Source organism: Acidovorax sp. SUPP950, assembly GCF_030158935.1.
Lineage (GTDB): Bacteria > Pseudomonadota > Gammaproteobacteria > Burkholderiales > Burkholderiaceae_C > Paracidovorax.
This window is the reverse complement of the sequence record NZ_BQXE01000001.1, coordinates 53695-74327: the sequence shown is the minus strand read 5'-3', so window position 1 is coordinate 74327 and position 20633 is coordinate 53695. Positions and strand designations below refer to the sequence as shown.

Annotated in this window: 19 protein-coding genes; 6 read left to right on the top strand and 13 right to left on the bottom strand. The window is 62.6% G+C overall.

Translation table 11 applies throughout. The annotated features are described in order from the left end of the window. Window positions 1–57: 57 nt before the first annotated feature. Both AVME950_RS00340 and AVME950_RS00335 read left to right on the top strand, forming a co-directional pair. Window positions 58–600 carry an alpha-ketoglutarate-dependent dioxygenase AlkB family protein gene (locus AVME950_RS00340; protein WP_284428304.1) on the top strand — a complete coding sequence of 181 codons (543 nt, stop codon included), beginning with the start codon at window positions 58–60 and terminating at the stop codon, window positions 598–600. Between the two features lie 131 nt (window positions 601–731). Then, entirely contained in the window at window positions 732–1535 is an 804-nt protein-coding gene (locus AVME950_RS00335) for a DNA/RNA non-specific endonuclease (protein WP_502869373.1), read from the top strand. A 182-nt stretch (window positions 1536–1717) separates the two neighbouring features. Here AVME950_RS00335 and AVME950_RS00330 read toward each other — a convergent pair whose 3' ends face one another. Continuing rightward, window positions 1718–3223 carry a PDDEXK family nuclease gene (locus AVME950_RS00330; protein ID WP_284428303.1) on the bottom strand — a complete coding sequence of 502 codons (1506 nt, stop codon included), beginning with the start codon at window positions 3221–3223 and terminating at the stop codon, window positions 1718–1720. A 268-nt stretch (window positions 3224–3491) separates the two neighbouring features. Here AVME950_RS00330 and AVME950_RS00325 point away from each other — a divergent pair, with 268 nt between their 5' ends. The 4 genes from AVME950_RS00325 (at window position 3492) to AVME950_RS00310 (ending at window position 8639) form a co-directional block, all read left to right on the top strand. Next, complete coding sequence (locus tag AVME950_RS00325) at window positions 3492–6326, top strand: SEC-C metal-binding domain-containing protein (protein WP_284428302.1); 2835 nt, start codon at window positions 3492–3494, stop codon at window positions 6324–6326. A 216-nt stretch (window positions 6327–6542) separates the two neighbouring features. Then, entirely contained in the window at window positions 6543–7088 is a 546-nt protein-coding gene (locus tag AVME950_RS00320; RefSeq protein ID WP_284428301.1) for a hypothetical protein, read from the top strand. Window positions 7089–7446: 358 nt separating this feature from the next. Beyond that, window positions 7447–8166, top strand: coding sequence for an NYN domain-containing protein (locus AVME950_RS00315; RefSeq protein WP_284428300.1), 720 nt, complete (start codon window positions 7447–7449; stop codon window positions 8164–8166). A gap of 23 nt (window positions 8167–8189) precedes the next feature. Next, entirely contained in the window at window positions 8190–8639 is a 450-nt protein-coding gene (locus AVME950_RS00310) for a hypothetical protein (protein ID WP_284428299.1), read from the top strand. A gap of 223 nt (window positions 8640–8862) precedes the next feature. Here AVME950_RS00310 and AVME950_RS00305 read toward each other — a convergent pair whose 3' ends face one another. From AVME950_RS00305 to AVME950_RS00250, 12 genes are all read right to left on the bottom strand, one after another. Continuing rightward, window positions 8863–9075, bottom strand: a complete 213-nt coding sequence (locus tag AVME950_RS00305; RefSeq protein ID WP_284428298.1) for a hypothetical protein — start codon at window positions 9073–9075, stop codon at window positions 8863–8865. Window positions 9076–9233: 158 nt separating this feature from the next. Further along, the gene (locus tag AVME950_RS00300) at window positions 9234–10469 is read right to left on the bottom strand and encodes a type IV pilus twitching motility protein PilT (protein ID WP_284428297.1); all 1236 of its coding nucleotides are present in this window, start codon (window positions 10467–10469) and stop codon (window positions 9234–9236) included. 17 nt (window positions 10470–10486) lie between these two features. Beyond that, window positions 10487–11188 carry a hypothetical protein gene (locus AVME950_RS00295; protein WP_284428296.1) on the bottom strand — a complete coding sequence of 234 codons (702 nt, stop codon included), beginning with the start codon at window positions 11186–11188 and terminating at the stop codon, window positions 10487–10489. Then, complete coding sequence (locus tag AVME950_RS00290) at window positions 11185–11631, bottom strand: hypothetical protein (RefSeq protein WP_284428295.1); 447 nt, start codon at window positions 11629–11631, stop codon at window positions 11185–11187. The genes AVME950_RS00295 and AVME950_RS00290 overlap by 4 nt, the downstream gene beginning before the upstream one ends. Window positions 11632–11633: 2 nt before the next feature. After that, window positions 11634–12590, bottom strand: coding sequence for an ATPase, T2SS/T4P/T4SS family (locus AVME950_RS00285; protein ID WP_284428294.1), 957 nt, complete (start codon window positions 12588–12590; stop codon window positions 11634–11636). 56 nt (window positions 12591–12646) lie between these two features. After that, window positions 12647–13222 (bottom strand): type IV pilus modification PilV family protein, encoded by a 576-nt coding sequence (locus AVME950_RS00280; protein WP_284428293.1) that lies wholly within the window; start codon window positions 13220–13222, stop codon window positions 12647–12649. 21 nt (window positions 13223–13243) lie between these two features. Then, a complete protein-coding gene (locus AVME950_RS00275) occupies window positions 13244–14329 on the bottom strand; it encodes a type II secretion system F family protein (RefSeq protein WP_284428292.1) in 1086 nt (361 codons plus the stop codon). A 2-nt stretch (window positions 14330–14331) separates the two neighbouring features. Then, window positions 14332–16125, bottom strand: coding sequence for a GspE/PulE family protein (locus tag AVME950_RS00270; protein ID WP_284428291.1), 1794 nt, complete (start codon window positions 16123–16125; stop codon window positions 14332–14334). Window positions 16126–16136: 11 nt separating this feature from the next. Beyond that, entirely contained in the window at window positions 16137–17516 is a 1380-nt protein-coding gene (locus tag AVME950_RS00265; protein WP_284428290.1) for a hypothetical protein, read from the bottom strand. Between the two features lie 4 nt (window positions 17517–17520). After that, on the bottom strand, window positions 17521–18162 hold the full coding sequence (locus tag AVME950_RS00260; protein WP_284428289.1) for a hypothetical protein: 642 nt from the start codon (window positions 18160–18162) through the stop codon (window positions 17521–17523). After that, window positions 18155–19849 (bottom strand): secretin GspD/PilQ domain-containing protein, encoded by a 1695-nt coding sequence (locus tag AVME950_RS00255; protein WP_284428288.1) that lies wholly within the window; start codon window positions 19847–19849, stop codon window positions 18155–18157. Before AVME950_RS00255 ends, AVME950_RS00260 begins: the two co-directional genes overlap by 8 nt. Next, a complete protein-coding gene (locus tag AVME950_RS00250; protein ID WP_284428287.1) occupies window positions 19839–20621 on the bottom strand; it encodes a toxin co-regulated pilus biosynthesis Q family protein in 783 nt (260 codons plus the stop codon). The genes AVME950_RS00255 and AVME950_RS00250 overlap by 11 nt, the downstream gene beginning before the upstream one ends. Window positions 20622–20633: the final 12 nt, after the last annotated feature.

Below are 20633 nucleotides of genomic sequence, written 5' to 3'. Positions count from 1 at the left end.
GATGATGCAGGCGCATCTGTTTGGCGAAGCTCCCGTCGAGTCCTCCATTGAAGGGTTTTGGTCTTCCAGAAGCAGTTCCTGAACGAAGAGGAAGAGCAGGCACTGATCGCCACCATTCGATCGCTGCCGCTGTATGCGACGCGATACAAGCAGTATTTGGCACGGCGCCGGGTGGCTAGTTTTGGAGGCTCGTATGACTTCGATGCCAACCGGTTGTTGCTGGGTGCGGACCTTGACCCCCGGCTTCATCCAGTGCGGGACCAAGTCGCGCAGTGGGTGGTCGTCGCACCGCAGGATCTGGTGCACGCGCTGGTTGCCGATTATGCACCCGGCACGCCGCTGGGCTGGTACCGCGATGTGCCGGACTTCGAGATCATCGTCGGAGTGTCACTTGGCGGACACGCGTTGTTGCGGTTCAGGCCGTATCCCGACGATCCTGCGACGCACAAGGTCGTGCAACTGGAAGTGGCGCCGCGCTCGATCTACAAGATTGCTGCCAAGGCACGGTGGGCTTGGCAGCACAGCGTGGCACCGACGACAGAGCTCCGGTGGTCGATCACGTTTCGCACGAGGATGAATCGAAGCCGCAATGGCGTTTGAGCCATGCATTTCCTTCCCCGCGCCACTGTGTGAAAGCACGTGTAAAAACCCATGCATTCAGCCTTCGGACGTCGTCAACAAAGCCGCCGAATGCTCCAATCAGCAGTCCCATTTTTTGCAGCCTGATTGAAGTGATTTTGAAATTTTTTTGGTCGCACCGAGTGCGTGTTTCTTATGTGCTGGTCCTGTCACTTGCCGGCGCCTTCTCCGGCGTTTCATCCGCCCGCCCGCCGCAATTCGATAGCGCGGCGCTACTCACCCCGCAGCCCACCAGCTTTGCGCAGTGTCCGCAATTTTTTGCGGGCGGTAAGCCACCTGCGATCAAGTCACGACGGGAGCTGCGTGAGCTTTGCTACGAGGCGTTTGCAGTGCTGCACAGCGGCGTGACGCGGACACCCGTCTACGTGGCCCAGCGCCTCAATCGCCAGAGCATCGAGGATGCCGATGAAAAGCGTGCCAAGCGGTTTTTTGCGGATGCCCGTTTGCCCCGCGGAGAGCGCGCGGAACTGGAGGACTACAAGAACTCAGGGTACAGCCGTGGACACATGGCGCCCGCAGGAGATATGCCGACGCCCACCGCCATGGCGCAAAGCTTCAGTCTCGCCAACATGGTTCCCCAGAATTCACAGCACAACGGGGGTGCATGGAACAAGATCGAGCAGGACACTCGCCGCTATGTGCTGCGAGCCAAAGGGGATGTGTTCGTGATCACTGGGCCAGTGTTCACGGACAGCGGCCCTGCGATTGGTGCGAATCAGGTGAAAGTACCTACTTACCTGTACAAGCTCGTGTATGACGCGACCACGCAGCGGGCTTGGGCGCATTGGCAAGAGAACAGGGCAGGAGAGTCGGTCGGACACCCCATCAGCTATCAGGAGTTGGTCAAGCGAACTGGGATGGAGTTTCTGTCGAACATGGCCATACAGCAGCACTGACCGGAGGACGTAGCCTAAGAGAGTGCTTTGCAGCGATTGCTGCCATTCGCATCTCGGTTACGAATGGGTACTATCGGCCACAAAGAGTCGTTCAGTATCGCAACGCAATGCAGTCACTCGGTTTCCGCCGACAGCATGAGCTGGGCTACTAGCTACAGGACTGATGGTTCCAACCATCGGCTTCACCTCCCGACAGCAATAGCCCTGAACCGCGAGATCTCGCCGAAGGCCAAAACGCAGGGGTTCTGTGTTGCGACAGGATAGCGGCTCACTACGAAGTGCTTGATTGCCGTCAGGCCCAACGCACCCAAGAGCGTTTGCTGGCGCGCGCGCTCCTTCTCTAGAGCCCTCTGGTAGGCCAGGTCAAGGGTGCGGTTGTAGCGAACAAACGTTCGTACGTCGGCGTTGATCCGATCCAAGTCGACGAGATTGTTCTTGCACTGAACGTTGTAGATCACGCCGTCAAGCGTTGCAACAACGTCGAACTCCGCGCGGCCCACTCTCTTGGTTTCCGTAATGTTGAATCCCTGCGCACGCAGCGCTGCTTTAACCGACTTCTCGAAGATAAATCCAGAGCGGATCTGGTATCGACGAACACGGTTCAGACAGACATTCTTCCATTGGTTCGCAAATCGACTAAGCAGCGTGACCGAAGTGACCAGCTCGCCGCCGACGCGCGTGAACGGCGAGTAGGTGCTGGTGTTGTCGACGTAGTCAGCGCCTTCAACAACAAGCGCCTTTCTGAGGGTGTCGGGTAGTTTCTGCTCGGAACACAACTCGTCGAAGCGCTTGACTGTCAGCCGGACGAAATACTCGTCAACAACAAGCGGGAGCAAGCTGCGGATGAACTCGGCCAACCGACCATAAGACGTATCGTAGAGGTTAAATTCCGCGTACGCTGCACCGATGAACGCGAGATCGTTCTCCAACGCGGCCTTGGAAAAAATCAATCGGCGGTTCACTGGAACACGCTTCACACCGCTGAGATCGACATCGGCCATTTCGGTGATGGCTGTTCTCTCGGGCTCTAGAAACAACAAGTCCAGTCCGTTGAAGCTGTGGCTTGCCAATATCCCCGCCTTGTCGACGTCTAAGGCGAAGTCCGGGTATACCCGAGCTAGCATTAGGTTGTTGTGCATCGACGTTGTACCCACGCCGGCAGTCTCGATGAGGTAGAGAAATTGATTGAGGCTGTCCAGTTCCTGCAGCCGCTGAGTTCCCCGGCAGACCCCAGGAATCGTGTGAAGGAGGGCCAGCAGGTGACGTCGGCGGGACTGCAAGTAGCCGACGGCCGTACCGACGGTTGCCATTTCCCGTGCTGCAGGTAACTGATGTGTCGCAAACGACGTGGCGATTGCACACAGCTGAATAATAGTTTGAACCAGCCGCCTTACTACCAAACGGGAGAAACGGGATTCCAGCCCTGTTTTGATAGACGGCAACGCCCGAATCATGCCTTCCATGTCCAAAAGGAACAGCCTCTCAATCTCCTCTAAGAGCGGAGCGCCATGCAGTTCACCCGGTAGGTTAATCAGCTCTTCGATGCCGCGGTAGGTCGCGAACCAGACCTCGAATGTGCCTCTTGGCTCGAAGGGCGCCAGAGCCGATTCGATACTCGCACGTGAATGGGCTAGCACCCGCATGGCCTCAGTCTGCGCGGCAGCGCCCGTCAATCGTTGTCCTGCCATCCGTTGGCTACCTGGGTAAGGCGCTGAGTCGTTGCCTCGCGCGGTTTTGATTTGGGAGTTGCCGGATATGGAGCCGTATCGGGAAAGTGGCCTTAGATCCCACCGGTCTGGTGTCCGTCGATGTGGTGCTGGGTGGCGAACCTCAAAATGAATTGTGAGCGCGTTTATCCGTTAACAGCGTACATCATAGGTGTAGCGTCTCGGAAGGAAGATAAGCTGCCACTGGCGAATGCCATCGCGAGGCCTGAAACCAAGTCTTCATACCCATATGACGCATACCCAGACGCTTGATCCAGCCCAAGAGATCCGCATTGAGGCAGTTCACCGGGGGTTGCTCTATCAGCATCTCTATGCTGCCGCATGTCTTCTAGCTTCAGGGCAGACCGGCGCGATGTCCGTGGTGGTCGAACGGGACGAGGATATCGAGCTCGTCACACCAGAGGGGCGCTGCTACATACAGGTCAAGACGCGCAGCCAACCGATCATGCCGGCCGACATCAGGTCGGCGATGGATAGATTCGATGCCCTGCGGCAAGAGCACCAGTTGGGCCGTAGGTTGGGCCACGCAACGTTCGTGGTGGTAGTGAACCGAGCTTTGGGTCCGTCATTGGCGGAACAAGTTGAGACAGGAAATCTAGAGGGTGACGTTGAGATCCTGTGGCCAGGCCGCGCGTGTTCTGGTCGGCTGGGTCAACTTCCACCGGCTTGGGTGGGCATCGATCAGGCTGTCGCATGGTGCGTCGACCGAGTCACTACCGTCCCGTTTGCCATGTCGGCGCCCGACTCCTTGGTCTGGAAACTGACTGGCCGTGTCCAGGCTGCGGCCGCTGGGGAAGCCCCTCATGCGGATCACACCTTCTTAGTCGCGGATTTGCCGACACTGCTAGACCAGATACTGATTCAACTGCAGGACTTCCCGGCGCCGCCCGAACAGTACCGCCCACAGGAGAACGAACCTCAAATCGACTCCAGCGCCCGAGTCCGGATCGTTTCCGGCTTCTCGGGCGCGGGGAAGACCGCCTGGGCTTCACAGTCGGCCACCGTAAGCAGGCACAACTGCGCGTACTTCGACTGCGCCGAGACGCCGGGGGAGGCCCTCGCCACCTCGCTGGTGCGTGAGTTAGCCGCTAAGCTGGCCGGCGCCAAACCAGATGCGGTGCGCAAGATCTTGCTGCCGGGCGCCACTGGCGTCGAGTCACTTCGCCAGATGGACATTCATCTCCAGCGCGAGGGGCTCTCGCCGATCGCTGTACTGGACAACGTGCATCGTGTTTCGTCAGAGAGCCTCAAGCGCATAATTGATGTCACGTCGGCGCTGAAGTTCGTACTCCTGGCGCAGCCGCTTGGGACGTTGCCCGAGATCGAAGCCCTTCTGGGGTTGACGCGAGAGCCGCTGAAGGGCTGGGGTGTCGACGATGTCGCGGCTGCGGCTGTCGGGTGGGGATGTCGGGGGGATGCGGCCACCATGGGGCGCCTGAGGGCGCTGACGGCGGGCATGCCTCTATTCGTCAGGAGTGCCGCAACAATTGCTCGCGAAGAGTACTCAGGGCGCATCGACCAGATGTGCGACGCCGTCGACTCATTGACCAACTTGACGCACACCGCCCAAGAGGTCATCTTGGCGAAGGTCTTCGACGCGTTTCCCCTCGCCGCACAACAGACGATCGCAGTGCTGAGCCTGTCCGATGTTGGCCTGCTACCAGCCGAGATCAACAAGCTGCTGCACGCGGCACTTGAGATGAATGAGCGAGCGGTTGCGGGCGTGATCCGGGCATTGCGAGCCGCCGGGGTGGTGGAGATCTATGGAAACAAGGAGATCCGACTGCATGACGCCATCCGTGTTGTCGGGAGTCAGCGCCTTTTAGGCATGCCCGCAGAAGTCGCGTCACGGGCTTGCGTTGCCCTCAAGGAGCTGTTGGTCGAGGCATTCGAACGTGATCGCAACACGGCGCGATTCTCGCTCTACACGCGGCTGCTGCTGGCCACAGGGGACGTCAAGACGCTGGTAGAGCTCATTGGCGAAGAGATGTTCCACGAGATGGGGGTTGCCGTGGAGGTCTGGCACGGCCTGGAGGCGCTGGTCACTAAGGATGAATCAGACCCAGCGCAACGGTATTGGGCTCTCGATGGACTTGTCTTCTCGGACATGAAGCTCGGACACATGGATCGTCTGGCACCTAGGTTGGCTGCGATGGAGCAATTGATCGACAGCGGCGCGCTCGGTGAGGACGAAGTTCTATCGTTCCTGATGAAGCGTATGCTCCATTTCTCGAATCAAGGTGACGAGGAGGAAGTTCGGCGCGCGATTCGCGAGCTGGACAGCCGATTGCCGTACAAGCCCGTCCACCGACGCGTCTTCCTCTACAACGCGGCAGTAGCGCTGTTTCGCCTTGAGCACTCCGAAAGCGCGATGAGAGCGGTCGAACAGGTGATCGACGAGACGTTCGCGGTTCTCGGCATTCGGCCCGAGCAGGTTTTTGGTGCGAAGCCAGCCGTGCTCTGGGCGCTCATCAACAAACCGGGACTTGATCATGCGGACATCAAGCGACTCGCGGATGCGCTCGAACTCAAGGCCATGGTGGCCGGAAAGTTGGGAGTTCTCGCGCCTCTCGCGCGAATCCATGCCATGAAGTTCTACGCCATCGCTGGCGCCATCGACTCGCTCATACGTGTCGGGCAAGACCTCGCTGATGAGTTCGTCGCACGACATAATTTTGTGGGCGCGCGTGAGGTTCTTGAGCAGCACGTCATGCCAGTGGTCGTGGACAACCAACTGCTGAATCGGCACCTGGATGTCCGTGCGCAGTATGCCGTGGTTCTGGCCTACTGCGGCTTGTACGTGGAGGCTGAGAGAGAGATGGAACGGCTTCAGGTCTACGAGGCCGCCCTGCCGCCCCAGGCCCGGATGACCCTCGCGAACCAACGCCAGTTGATCGCGCAGATCAAAGCCAATCCGCTTCCGCAGTGGCGCCCCGGAGCACGTCCTCTGCCCCTCAGACAAGGCACGTCGACTTCCACTGGGGGAAAGATCGGTCGTAATGAGCCCTGTCCATGTGGTTCGGGCAAGAAGTTCAAGAAGTGCGGCTGCGGTCTTGCCGGATAACCCTGGCGTATCCGCTGGGACAACGAAAAGCGGATCAAGATCTGCCTTGGCTCTCTCAGCCCCATCGAGTACCGGGTGATCCTTGACTTGCGGCATAAAACCAGTCTAAGTTTCTTCCGCCCCCCGTTCTGCGGGATACATTACGTCGGACCACTTAGGGAGCGTATGTCGATGGATTGGGAGCCCGTAAATGTATGGACCAACACGCTGTACACGTTGATCCATTCTCTGCATTTGGCTAAAGAAGTTAATTTTGGAGATCTGACGACGCTGGATCAGCGAGCCAGGGAGACCAGTCTGTGGGTTACGCCTGATTGTTCCTACGCTTCAGTGCTACTTGCGCATCCGGGCGGAAAAGACAAGATTACCTTTCGCCGTGATCCAAACAAGCACTTTCCAGATGTTTCTCGCCAACTGATCAAGATGCTTGTTCAAGATTTGACTGTGATTCTGGATTCGATGATGGACGAAGCGCTCCAGCAGAGGCGAGAAAAAGCAGGAAACTTCCCTCAATCAAAGGTTGAGAAACTGCGGAAGGCACTAGATCCGCGCCATCAGTGGGCTGCCAACGGATGTCTGGAACTAATTGCGGTACGAAACGTACTGACGCACAACCAAGGACTATGGAATGTCAAGTCGATTGAAATCATCAAAGGATTCGTAGTTCCATTGCCCGCCGTCGGAGATAGTGTTGTCGTTGGATTCAGTATGCTGTTTCGCTTCCGCAAGGCCATGCGCACAATGCTCAACGAAGTGGCGTAGCCGTTCGCTCAACCCGACGCCCCTTGACAAGTCTCTGCTCACGGCACAGCGTCAACCTTACACCTCACAAACCATTGGGCACCACTTTTACCGTCTCAAACGAATAGGGAATTCGCTTGCTACTCGAAAACATAGCTCAGATAAATGCAAAGTACATGCAGTAGCTGTACGACGAAACCTTCTGCTTATTCCGGGCACATCTGAACACTGATTCCATTTCAATCTGACCACTCAGCCGGCATCGATAGCAGGTCGCCGACATGCACCCCTGCGCTCCTGTAGGGCAGAATTCGGCCGCTACCGGTCGGTTGCTTGCGGCGGCTATCGGGTAGGCTGATCGGAAAGAGGGGACAAAACAATGGCACAAGACGCACTACGGCTCGCTGCACTCATCGATGCGGACAACGCCAGTGCAGCGGTCATAAAAGAACTGCTTGAGGAGGTCGCGAAGTACGGGGTCGCGACTGTGAAGCGCGCCTACGGTGACTGGACTACGCAAAACCTGGTGGGTTGGAAGGATCACCTCCACCGTCACGCGATCCAACCGATGCAGCAGTTCGCCTACACCAAGGGCAAAAACAGCACGGATAGCGCCTGCATCATCGACGCCATGGACTTGTTGTACGGCGGCAATGTCGATGGCTTCTGTCTGGTCAGCAGCGACAGCGATTTCACTCGACTGGCCACTCGCCTGCGGGAGGCCGGCAAGGTCGTTTATGGATTCGGGGAACGCAAGACTCCAGACGCTTTCATCGCAGCTTGCGACAAGTTCGTCTTCGTTGAGGTGCTGAAACAACCTGCCACCGGCGCAGCCCCTGAGGTACCCGTACAGGTGCAAAACGTTCCCGCCCTTCACGGTCTGCTGTCGCACGCCGTGAAAGAGACGCAGCGCGACACAGGCTGGTCGTCGCTGTCAGCCGTAGGCTCCTTCATCAGCAAAAACCACGCCTCATTCGACCCGCGGAACTACGGCTTTGGCAAACTCAGTGACCTCGTGCGCAAGCAACAGCACTACCTCGAAGTCAAGGAGACCACGGATGCCGCAGGCTTCACTCACTTGCACATCAAGCTGAAGTAGCCCCAAATTCACAGGAACTACGCATGGCATTCTCAGACGACGCTGGTGGCTTTGCCTTCTCGTGCGATGACGCGAAGCTATCGATTGTTGCGAGCACCTGGAACACGAAGCTGTCCCAGCTAGCGCGCATGCCGGGCCCGCTGCTGATAATGACTCGGCTCTTGCCGAACCTGGACTACATAGGTCGTATTGTGTGCAAGCGGCCCCGCGACATCTATATCCTGGCCAGTACCGACGCTGAAGCTAATGCCCGCAAGTTGAAAGCCCAGTTCCCTGCGATCCGCATTGCGCTGCACAGTGAAATCAATGCAAAGGCGGTGTTTCTCGGGCCTGAGACGGTGTGGATCGGCAGCGCGGATTTCGGCGAGTCGAAGATGATCGAGTCCGCCATCGGCCTTCACTCAGAGACCGTGTTCAATACGGCCGTAACCTCACTCTTCAACCCGACTTGGGCAGCCTCCCGCGAGATTTAGGCCTCTATCCCCAACTAGGTCGTAGGCAAGGGATCCTAGCCGAGGTGCGACGAGCAGGGCCTACGCCCTGGTGCACAAACCGGCCACTTGTGCCGCTTCGCGCGGGGATGTAGATGACTAAGCCGCATCATGCGCCAGCGACTGCTTCCGGAAGGTCAAATCACGCAACACGCGGGCGGCATTGGGCCCGAAGCTGCCAGCGGAAAAATCCGGAAGGGGTATTTCAATTGTGTTTGGGGACACTGAGCACTTGGCCGCGCCGACACAGAAAATCTGACGCAGCGGCAGCAAGCGCGTCATCTTCAATGATGCGTGCCATAAGCTGACCGCGCTCGTTCACATAGCCAACAAGGTGTGAACCCAATGCGGCCCAACGATCCGAGGAGATACCGTCGCTCGTCAGCGACTCAACAACGTCATCGTCGGTAATCTTCATCAAGTTCTCGATGGCTGGTTCTGGCCGAATTTTGCCTTAGAAGAGCGTCTGGACAGTGAGATTGGCGATCTGTCATCGGTGCCGGCTAGTGGTCAGGTCGAAATAGACTCAGCGTTCAGGTGCGTCCAGGACACGCACTAAAGATAGCTCGGTCCTTCCTACTTCTTTGAGCTCGCTGTCACTGCCTCGTTCAGACGCTGCATGCTCGCTGCGTCGGTGAGCAGTGAAAGCGCAGCCTTTGAATCGACCTGGCCTTTACGTATGAGTGAGACGACGCTCTGGATGAACGGACTGTTCCCCATGCCGCTGGAAGAGCTGAGGAAATCCGCCTCGAACTGGCGTAGCTCGGTGCCGTCGCTCTTGGCCGAGAGCATCTTCTCCACGGTCTCGGCCAGCGCCGTGGTGCCGCTGCGCTTGGTTGTGAAATCCATTACCTCGAAGGCCAGCGCCTTACCCGTTCCGGTCTTCGCCGGCAGGAGAGCCTGAGCGATCACGCCAACCACATTGGTTGCGAACGAGAGCTTCTCGCCAGGGGAGTCAAGGTAACCAAGCGCCTTGCGGATGGCTCCAGTCGTATTCGCGGCGTGGAGGGTGCCGAACACCAGATGGCCCGACTCTGCGGCCCGCACCGCAGCCCGCATAGTCTCGGCATCTCGGATCTCGCCGATGCTGATGACGTCCGGCACGTAACGCAGCACCTGCTCGACGCCGTTGGCGTACGTGTCGACGTCGACGCCCACCTCGCGATAGGTGAACCTGGCTTTGTCCGGGCGGTGGATGAACTCGATCGGCTCTTCGATCACCACGATGTTCGACGACGTGCTCCGGTTGATCTGGTGGATGAGAGCCGCAGTCGTGGTGCTCTTTCCCGCGCCGGTGCGGCCAGTGACCAGCACGAGGCCGTGCCCGGCCTGACACAGCGCGTGCATGGTGCTCGGGAGCCCGAGCTCCTCCAGCGACTCGGGCACAGGCCGCAGGCACCGCAGCATCAATCCGTAGCCGCCCATGTCCTGGCGCTGCAGGGTGAACCGCACACGAAACGGTATATCCCCACCGGCAGAAGGCACCGTGAGGGTGATCATTGGATGCAAGCAGCCGTTGGCCTGCGCGACCAGGTCCTGCCACTTGCGTGCAGGTTCGCCGCCGCGGTGAGTGAGCTTCATGAACAGGTTGGCCATCAGCGCGTCGAAGTCCTCGGCGCTGAAGACGAGGTGCCGCTTTTCATTGTGTTCGCCCACGGTGTATTCGAGGTTGACCCAGCGATGGCTTCCCAGGCGCACACGCACCGGCTGGCCAGGCTGAATGTAGGCGTCTGTGTACAGCTTCCCTTCGCCCTCGTGGAAGGTCTGGATCACGAATCTGCCGAACGTTTCGTTGTCGATGATGCTTTTCATGGTGATGGGGCCGCTGTCTAGTTGCTGAGCCGGGCCGCGAACTGGGCGAGTTCGTCGGAGGTGAGGAAATTCCTGAGATCGACGCGCCAGCCTGCGCCGCACGCCTCGAAGCGGTTCGCACTTGCGGAAGCAACGCACGTCGAGCGGTCTTTGTCGGCGACGACACCCCCATTGCCTTCCAGGAACCCCGCGGCGGTTGCCGCACGGTCGTAGGGATAGGGCGCGGCGGTCATGGGCGAGGTTCCACCTACGGCGGCCGAGGTGATCCACGTCTCGACGCCGCCGGTGGGCTGCGGCGGGCTGGCGTTGTCGTACACCAGTCGGAAGACAGCAACCCAGCTTTCGCCGTAAGCATTCGTCGCGCCGGCCGTCGCCGGCAGCGCAGCCCGCTGCTGGAGGAAACTCGCATCGAGGGCGCACCGGTGCAGGGGTGCCGAGAAGGTGGAGACGCCAGCGCCGCTGGTTCGATCCACTCGCACCAGGCAGAGTGTGTCGGCCCCCGTGCCGTCCTTCATGGCCGCAATGAAGGCTGCGCGGTTCGCCTCGAAGTACGCCCGCGCTGCGGCTGCGAATTGGGTGTGGTCGGTGGAAACCGCCTTGGCCGCCACCGCGTCCTGCTGGCGCGTAATCCAGGGCATCGCGCCGATGTACACCAGCGACAGCACGATGAGCGCCAGCGCGATCTCGAGGAGTGACGCGCCCAGATGCTGACGCTTCATGGAGCACCCCGCTCGCACAGCGACGTGGCCGTCGCTGCTGCCGCCTGGTCGCCGAGCGCGAGCAGGGCGGTCGGGGAGGGAGCCCGCGGGCCGCCTGTGCCCGGGAACAGGCTGGTGACCTTACGGGCGGCTTCCTCGCGCAGCTGGGTGCATGCGGCCCAGGATCCGTCTACGTCGCGCACGGCGTACCAATCGTCTCGCATCGTCGCCGCACTCATTGCTGCAGGTGCCGAAGCCTTGAGCATGGTCCAGGTGTAGCGGGTTGAGGCTGCAGGCGCCGGATGGCTCCGGAAGTACATGTCCGCCGCGGCGATGAACGTCTTGTAGTGCATGAGCTCGTCGTTCGCCCGCGTGCGGATCTCGGCCGCGCCGGCGTCCCCCCGCGCGCCAATGAATGCGGTCAGCAGGCAGGTCATGAAGATGGCTGGTAAGAGGATCCACATGGTCAGTGCGCGGCGTACTTGGACGAACTGCTGAGGAACATGCGCTCGTTGGCCTGGCGCTGCGCCTCGCCTTCGAGGGTCGCGTACTTCGCCGCGGAGATGGCCTGCTGCACCGGCAACGTCGATTCCAGCAGCTTGGCCGTGAGCAACTTGCCGTCGAGCTTCTGGAACACGACGCCGCGCAGCAGCAGGGAGAACATCTCCTGTTGGCTCTCGTCCAGGCACTTCGCGAACGAACTGACGGCTGACACAGTGTCTGTGGCGAAGGACGTGCAGATGACCAGGAAGCCGTTGCCCGCAGCCTGCAGCGCGACCCGAGCGGCCTCGGCCTCGCGGATCTCGCCCACGAACAGCATCGTTGGCGTGCCGGCGGACTGGGAACGGAGCACACCGGTGAGCGCCGCGGCCCATGGACTCTCGCCCTCGATCTTGACCCAGGCCTGGGAGCAGTACCCCTTGCGATGCGGGCCTTGATGCCAGCCGTTGAGCGGCTGCTCCGGTGGCTGTTCGACCGTCGTCGCGAAGCCGCCGAGCTCCATGAGGCGCGAGATGACGGTGGCCGATGCGGTGGTGGTCTTCCCGGCGCCGGTGGGGCCCGCGACCAGGAGCAGGCCTCCTTCACTGTGTGCAGGCTTCAAAAGCCATTCACGGATCGCCGCGGGTAGCGGCGAGGGCAGGGTGTCGAGAGTGGGCGGCCGCTCGGGCATTTTGCGGAAACTGACCCACGGACCGTCCACCACGCTCCGATCCAGATGGCCGCGCCACACCAGGCCGTCGTGGTGCAGCGTGGCGTCCACGGACTGGAGTACCTGGAAATGCTCGAGCAGGCCGTCGACGTACGGCTGGATCTCCGGCTGCAGGAGCACCGGCCCGGGAAACTGAAGGCTCCTGCCTGGCTCGTTGATGCAGGCGCGCACGTCGGTGATGGCGTCGAGGATGGTTTTGACGGTGCTGTCCATGGCAGGCCCGGTGGTTGCGTCGTGCGCCGCCCGAGCGGGCGGAGCGGTGGGAGGGGTCACCGGAACTGCGCGGCGATTTTCGGAGACGGCTCGCTGCAGCCGGTCGTGAGGCCGGTCTGGGTGATGTCGCCACCGCTCTTGTAGACGTTGCCGCCGCTGATGACGCCGGCGGAAGCCGCAGCGCTGGTGCCGATGCGGATCGCCACGGCGATCGGCTCGATGCGCGACACAAGCGTCGCGCAATCGTCCTTGTTCAGCGGGAAGCTGCTGCCCCCGACGGTGAGCGCGAATGAGATGCGGGAGCCGTTGAGGTCCATCGTGTTGCCGGCGCCGTCGTAGAGCGATCCGCTGTCGTAGCGCAGCGGGCTCTTGATGAGCGAGAGCTTGTTGACCTCGGTCGGCGAAACCGTCGAGTAGTCGTTGGCCCGCGACCAATTCTTCGTGATCTCGCTGGTGAGCAGGATGATCTTCTCGCCAGCGGCGCCGGCGTTATAGCCGCCCTTCACGCCGTTGAAGTAGCCGAGGACCGTGGCCACGACCACGCCGAGGATCACACTCCAGACGGCGACCTCGATCATGCTCACGCCGCGCTGGCGATGGGGGTTGGAATGGTGGGGGTAGTAGGCTTTCATGCTTGGCTCCTTGCTGGGGGGTTACCGGATGGCTCCCTGCATCGAATACAGGGTGCTGGAGATCCACATCACCAGTGCGGCAACGCACATGATTCCGAGGACGTTGATGATTTCGGTGGTCTTTTTTGCGCTTTTGAGCAGGTGGTCGATGTAGCCTTCGGCGATGTGCTCCAGGGATGCGCCGAAGTCCGCGGTCCGGCCGTACAGGTTGATGATCCAGGCGCTTTCCGCGGGGAACAGCCCGCAGGACAGGAGCGCGACATAGTCCGGCCTTCCCAGCTTGATGTCGTGGCGAACGAGTTGGAACTTTTGGCGCATGTACCGACTGGCCGAGCTCGCCAGGCTGTCGATCGCCGTCTGGAACGGCACGCCTGTCTTGACGAAGCCGCTCAGGCCGCTCAGGACGGCAAAGCAGTGCAGACGGCGGCTCATGGTGAACGGCCAGACGTATTCGTCCAGGAAGCTGCGCGTCGCGCCGGTCAGGTTCGCGTTGAGCGCGATGAAGAGCCGCCAGACCAGGGCCAGCAGCCCGAACAGCCCGGCGCTGAAGGCGACGATGTGGTCGGCGACGTAGGCGAACGTCTGCGCGTTCCCGGGCCACTTCGCGCGCGGTATCGCGCGCTCGAGCTCGGGGATGATTTCCGCCGAATAGAAGTAGTAGATACCGACCATGACCACGGCGTAGAGCGACACGAGGAACAAGCCCGCGCGGATGATGGACTGGACCTCGGACTGGCTGGTGGCGATCACCGCGGCCTGCATCAAGCCCGCCGATACGTCGCCCCGCTCTTCGCCGGCCTTGATCATCATGGCCTCGGCGGCAGGCACTAACGTCAGGAGGGCATCGCCCAGCTTGAGCGAGCTTCTGCCGCCATGTCGGTCGGACGAATCCATGGGCCGGCGTCCCCCGTGCATCCGGCGTACCACTTCCTGTAGCAGCGGCCGCAGCAGGTGCTTCTGCTTGCGCAGTTCCGACTCCATTTCCATCAGCGCGGTGCCGAGCGGGATGCGGCCAGCCGAACCCGTGAGCGAGGCCAGCACGGAATAGAAGTCTGCGCGCACGGCCGATGTGAGCCGCAATCGGTAGAGGGCCTTGAAACGCATCATGGTCAATGGCTGCCTTCGTCGCGCAGCACCCCGAGTTCCGTCTCGACATCGCGTGGATCCACCAGCCCTTCGCGCATCTTGAGGATGGCATGGCTCATCGCGGTGACGCCCAGTCCGTAGGCAACCTTCTTTCCGAGCACGCGCAGCCAGTGCTCCCGTGCCGCGGCGAAGTCATCGTTCTTGACGTGACTAAGGAACGTGGAGTCGGGGATCAACACCTCGGCCGCCGGTGTCCGGTCGACGATTCCGGAGAATTTGCAGTGGGCACAGCCCTTGTCATTCACGAACCGGACGCGGTGCTCCTGCAGGTCGCAGACGGAGGTCAGTCGATCAAGCAACGCCCTCGACACCAGGCCGGCGTTCATCGCCGCGTCGAAGCCGTGGCCACAATGGGGACAGACCGTGGGAATCAGGCGCTGGTAAACCACTCCGGAGATGAACCCGGGCATCGTCAGCAGATCCTTCTCGACGCCCAGTTGCATGAGTCGCGCAAAGGCCGCTGGGGCGGAGTAGGCGTGCAGGGTGGCCGGGATCTTGTGCCCGGCCAGCACCAGATCCTTTACCGTGAGCGCGGCCAGGTTCTCGCGGATTTCCCCGACCATCACGATGTCCGGGTCCTGCCTCAGGGAGGCTTCCAGGTATGCCTGGAAATTGTCCTTGCTTGCCGAGATCTGGCACGCGCCGAGCAGCTCGTTCTCGACGGGAGACTCGATCGTCGTCACCTTGATGTGCCGACCGCGTGTGCGGAACAGGTGCTCGATGAAACTGTGCAGCGAGGACGACTTTCCCGAGTTCGTGGGCCCGACCATCAGCACCAGGCCCGAGCCGCCCACCAGCATTTCCTCGATCTGCGCGAGTTGGTCCGGGGTGTAGCCGATGTCGGACAGCGGCCGGGCGCCCCCCGTCCTTGCCGCAGGCCGAAGCAACCGCATGACGATCTGGAAGTTGCCCTCAGGATGGATGGGCGTCGAGTGGAAGCGCACACGCATGATGCGCTTGGTACGCTCCACCGTGTCCTCCCAAACGTCGAACGAGGTGTCCTTCACTTCCTTCGGATTCCAGGAGCCTTTGCGCGCCCCATCGGCCGACTCGAAATTGAACAGCAGGTGGGCGATCGCCTCGGCCGTCGCACGGGAAATGTCGGCCATTCGCTGGCGACGTCCGTGAATCCGGAACTGCACCTCGGCAGCATCGCCGCGAGTCTCAATGTGCAGATCCGATGACCGGAGCTCGTCGGCCTGGAGCAGGAGTGCGCGCGCCGTGTCCTGGATGGTCGTTTGGATGACGTTGCCGCTGTCGACGCCGCGGCTGGCGCGATGGTGCACGGCCTGGATCAGCTCCGTCGTGGTGAGCAGCGGCAGGATGTTGGCGTGCCCGTCCTCCTCCAGCCGCTGGGCGACGTCCATCATCGCCCGGGCTGAGAGGTAGGCCGCCGGCGGCATGAGCAGGTAGGTGGTGAACTTGCGCGAGCCGGATGCCTTGGGTTTGTCGAGGTATTGGCCTGGAGGCATCAGCTTCTGGTCGACCATCAGCTCACTGCGGACCGCGGCGAATGTGGCTCGGTGCAGTTCCGACACAGGACGCTTGAGGGAGAACAGGTTGATGTAATCGCCTTCGGGCAGCTGCTTGGCTTCCTTGAACGCGATTTCGTGATATTGGCGCTGCCGCTCCTGGCTTACGCTCAACCGGGCCGCGCCATCTGTATCGGCCCGCGCCGTGTCGCCGGCTCCGGCGCGGGTAGGCGCCGCCGGCGATGCGCCGCGCGACGGTAATCTGAAAGAGATGCCCAGTTCCATATGACCTGTCCTTACTGGCGGATGAAGAGAGTGGAAGTGCCCGCGAACTGCGCCCCGGGCGCGGTGGGCGATGACCACACCATCCTTTGAAACGTGATGGGAAACGTGCTGAGAAACCGCATGGCCTCATCGAGCATGAGCACGTCGCGGCTGGTGGTAGCCGCGACGTCAATGGCTTGTTTGAAGCCAAGCGCGACGCTCTGGACGCCGTCCAGGCCTGCGATCTCTGGGGGCGGGTTCACTGTCACCACCTCCTCCACGCCCTGACGCATGCCGCCCCTCAGGTAGGCTTGGCCCCAGTCCGCGATCGCCATCCGCGCGGGCTTGAGTTCGATGTGACGGCTCGCCGCCGCCGTGGGGTCCAGCGGCGACATCACGAAGGTGGAGACGATGCGGGCACCGATGTCGAGCGGATCCAGAATGCCTGGCAGACGGGCCCGGTCGGCGACCCGGGTCTGGAGGTTCACGGCTTGCCACTCGACAGTGGCCATGGAGGCCCCGAAGTCGCAAGTCAACTTGACCGGGCGGTACCCCCAGTCGGAGAAGGGCAGGCGGCGGCGCAGCGTCTCGCATTGTTGCCACTGCTGCAGCACGACGCTCCTCGTGAGAAACAGCGCTCGCTGGCGCGCCACCGTCTGCTCGAAGGCGTGCTTTGCGCTCGCCACACGGGCGGCCTCTGCCTCGCGCTCCTGCTGGCTCTGCAGCAGCGCGCGCAACATGTCCTGCCGCTTGCGCTCGCTCTGTAGCTTGTCCCGGTGCTCAATCGTGACCACGGCCGCTGCCCCGAGTGCCGCGGCAAGTGCGGCCAGGGTCAGCACGGTACGCAGACGGATGCCGTTCTTTCTGAGGCGCAGCGCTTCGAGCTCCTTGCGAGGGAGCGACCGAGCCTTGGCCAGCACTTCGTCCAGCGTGTGCGACGCCGGCGCGGTGTCGCCGATCATGCGCGTGTCGGCAGCGGCCATCGAGGTCGCGTTCGTGTAGAGCTGCGCCGCCTCGACGGCCGGAACGACCTGGTCGTAGCCCGCGTACGGCATGCCGTCGCGAATCAGGCAGATCCAGAAGCGACCGTCCGGCAGGGGGTGGTAGACGAAGGCATTCGGCACCACGTGTCCGACGACCGCTCCCCCCGCGAGCAGGCCGATGACATCTCGGCCGCCGGCGGCCGCGATGATTTCGCCTCCCACATCTTTGACCAGGTAGGCGTTGTTCTTCCCCGCGAACCGCCTTCCGTCCGTGGTGCTCTCAGCGCCGGTCCATGTCAGCGCGATCGCCAGCCGCAAGCCTTCGATCTCGACGATCTCCCCCGCCGGGGTGGAGCGTGCATCGGAACTTGCTCCCGGCGCTTGCGGGTCTCCTGCAGCGCGGTCACGCGAGTTGTTGAGCCACTTCATACTGTCAGGGCGATGTGGCGGGCGCGCCCGGCGCCGGCTGAGCGGACTCCGCGCGCGGCGCGGTCATCGGCTGCTCGGCGGTCGGTCGTGAGATGGGCAGCGCGGGCGGAGCCTGGATCAGTCCCGGCGGAATCGCGAGAGGCGCTGCGGGCATGCCTGGAACCTGCATCGCCCCCATCGCGCCAGTCATGCCCGGCATACCAGGCAGACCACCCGGCACACCAGCCACGCCCGGGCTGCGCGTGGCGTGAAACTGGAGGGGCAGGGACACCGGCGCCCGGCTCTTGGCGTTCGGCAGCGGCTGGATCATGACCCGCACCATGCGCAACGCCACGCTGCGCAGGTGCATGCGGTCGGCGATCTCGTCACCTTCCTCGAAAGTCTGGACCACGCCGTTGGGCATCGCCAGCCGGGCGGTACGCTTGCCCTGCAGCACGACGACCGAAACCACGGTGGGCAGCTGCCGGAGAATCGGATCGGTCGCCAGCATGTCCTGGATTTGCCGGTCCTTCTGCATCAGCTCCAGGGTGACGTCGGCCTCGGCAGAGCGGTCGGCGAGGGTCTTGGGCTGGGCGTGCGCCGAACCGGCGGCCGCCGCGGCCACGACCGCCAGCATGGCCCAGGCGGCGAGTCGTCGGTCAGCCATTCTTCTGTCCTCCGAACACCTGCATCACGATCACCGACATGGTTCGGTCGCCGCGGCCGCGCTTGCTTCCGCCCGAGAGCGATACCTGGCCGGCGGCCTCGTCGCCGCCGCTGTCGTACCCGAAGAGCACGATCGCGTCTCCGTCCTTCAGGAACGCCTGCTGCTGGAAGCTCTGGCGGGAGCGCTTGGGCGAGTACGTCAGGATGCCGTTGACGACGGCAGGGTTCATGTTGCTGACCGCGCTGATCTCCATCTGGTACTGCAGCAGGATCCGGTTGTCGCCCAGAATCAGCGGGAGCACGTTGCCCGTCAGGCCTGTGGTGAGCACGGCCTTCTGGGTGGCCAACTGCGTGCCCACGTTGGCGGTCTGCGTGGCGGACACCGAGGTGTTGTATTCCTCGTCGTCCACGACCTGGAACGGACTGGGCTGGCCGTTCACGGCCATGAACTGCCCCTTTTTGTAGAGAGCCACGTTGCCTACGGACTGCAGGGCTTCCGCGACCATGCTGGAGCCCGCCAGGCGGGAGGCGGGATCGGAGAAGCTCAGGGTGATGCGCCCGGGCTGTCCGTTGGCCGGCTGGAGCGGCGCGGCGCCGGCCACACCGACGCCGTTTCCGTTGAGGCGCCGGTAGACCAGGTCCATTGAGACGCCGGCAGTCTCCTCTTTAGTCATCGAGACGTTGTAGATCGTCACGTCGATCAAGAGGTTGCGCGCGAAGCGCTGGTTGATCGAGTGCAGCAGGGCGGCGATGCGCGCCTGGCTGTGCGGCCTGGCCGTGACCGTGACGATCCCGAGCTCGGGCGCAGCGGTCGCGAAGCCGTCCGAGCCGGTTGCGGAGAGCTTGTTCGCCGAAGTCGGCGCTGCGCCGCCTGCGGCCGCCGTCATTGCGGGCATGGCCCGGCTTGTGGCCGTTGTGTCCTGGCTGACTCCGAGGATGGCTTGCACCGACGCCATGATTGACGTCCAGGGGTCGATGACCTGGGATTGCGTCACCGAGACGTTGCCGCCGCCACCGGCGCCCCCGGATGAGCCACCCGTTCCGCTCGTGCTCCCGGCCGAGCCGCCGCCGCTGCTCAAGCTCGTGGACGACAGGCTGATCGCGGCCTGCAGCGATTTGGCGCCGGATGGTAAATGCATCGGGTAGGTGCGCGTCTCGAAGCGGTAGAACTGCACCGAGTTCGACGACTTGACGTACCTCCAGCTGGCGCCGGCGCGCTGCGCCAGGTCATCGAAGAGGCTGCGGACCTTGCCGCTGAACTCGACCTGGACGTACCCGGTGATGGGCTGCTCGGAGGCCTGGATCGCCTGCTGGGCTTGCCCGCTGCGCGACGGGGATGCGATTTCCGTGGCCGAGATCGCCAGCCCGGAGCGCGATCCGAGCTCTTCGAGCACTTCGGCCAAGCGCTGTGTCCCATGGCTCGCATAGCCGATCTCGGCGTCGAAGATGTCGGGCAGCGCCTCCTTCTTGACGAGCTTGATCTCCCGGCCAGCGATGCGGGGGCCCGCCAGCCGGGTCACGCCAGCGGGAGCGCCCTGAGCCGTGCGCTCGTCCAGGATGCGGCGCGTCTGCTCCCGCGCCTTTTTGGCGTTCGACTCCGTCTCCTGGATCGTCGAGCAGCCTTGCAGGGCCAGGGTGGAGGCCAGGAGCCCGCAGGCGATGCGCCGTAGGCGTCGATCATTCTTCATCGCTGTCGCTCCGATCGGTGATGTCCATGGACGTGACCTCCATCAGCCGGTTCGCGGATGCCACCGACAGGGCGATCTGCTTGCCCTCGCTGCGCAGGACCTTCACGACCGCCTCGACGGCCTCGGACACGTCGAGGTCGTTGCTGTATGCGGAAGCCGAAATCACTTCCCACGAGACCTGGGGGTACCAGATCAACTTCCAGCCTGCGGCCTCGGCCCACCGCTGGAGTTCGGCATGCACCGGCTCGCCGGCGCGGAGCACGTACTTCGGCGCCGGCGCGGTGGCTGGCGTACCCGCTCCCGGGCCTGGACTCGGAAGCAGGACCGACACCACTGTCCTGCTGCGCGCATCCAGCGCCTGGAGCGCTGCCGGGTCGCATCCAGCCTCTTCGCTGCGCACGGGCTGCAGTGCCTGCGGTGTGGCGCGCGCGAGTTCCACGCGGGGACCTTGGGCGGTCGGCGTGATCGTGAGCGACTGCGCCGGCTGCAGTTGCGTGTTGACCGTGCGCAGCGCGTCGGAAACGGTGGCTGCGCCGGACTGCTCCAGCATCACGACCTTGCCGGGCTCCGGCGGGCAAAGCCGCTGGTAGGGCACGCCCAGACGGGCGGCGAGCAGCTGGCCGAGCTCGTCGACGGGCGCGTTCCAGGTGATCGCGATGGTCGATGCGAGCAACGCGCTGCGGGTCTGCGAGGTCTCTGTGGGTTCGGCGGCCGTCGCGGCGCACGAGAGCGCGATCGATGCGGCCGCCAAGGCGCTGGCACGCAGATTCATAGGGAGGACTTT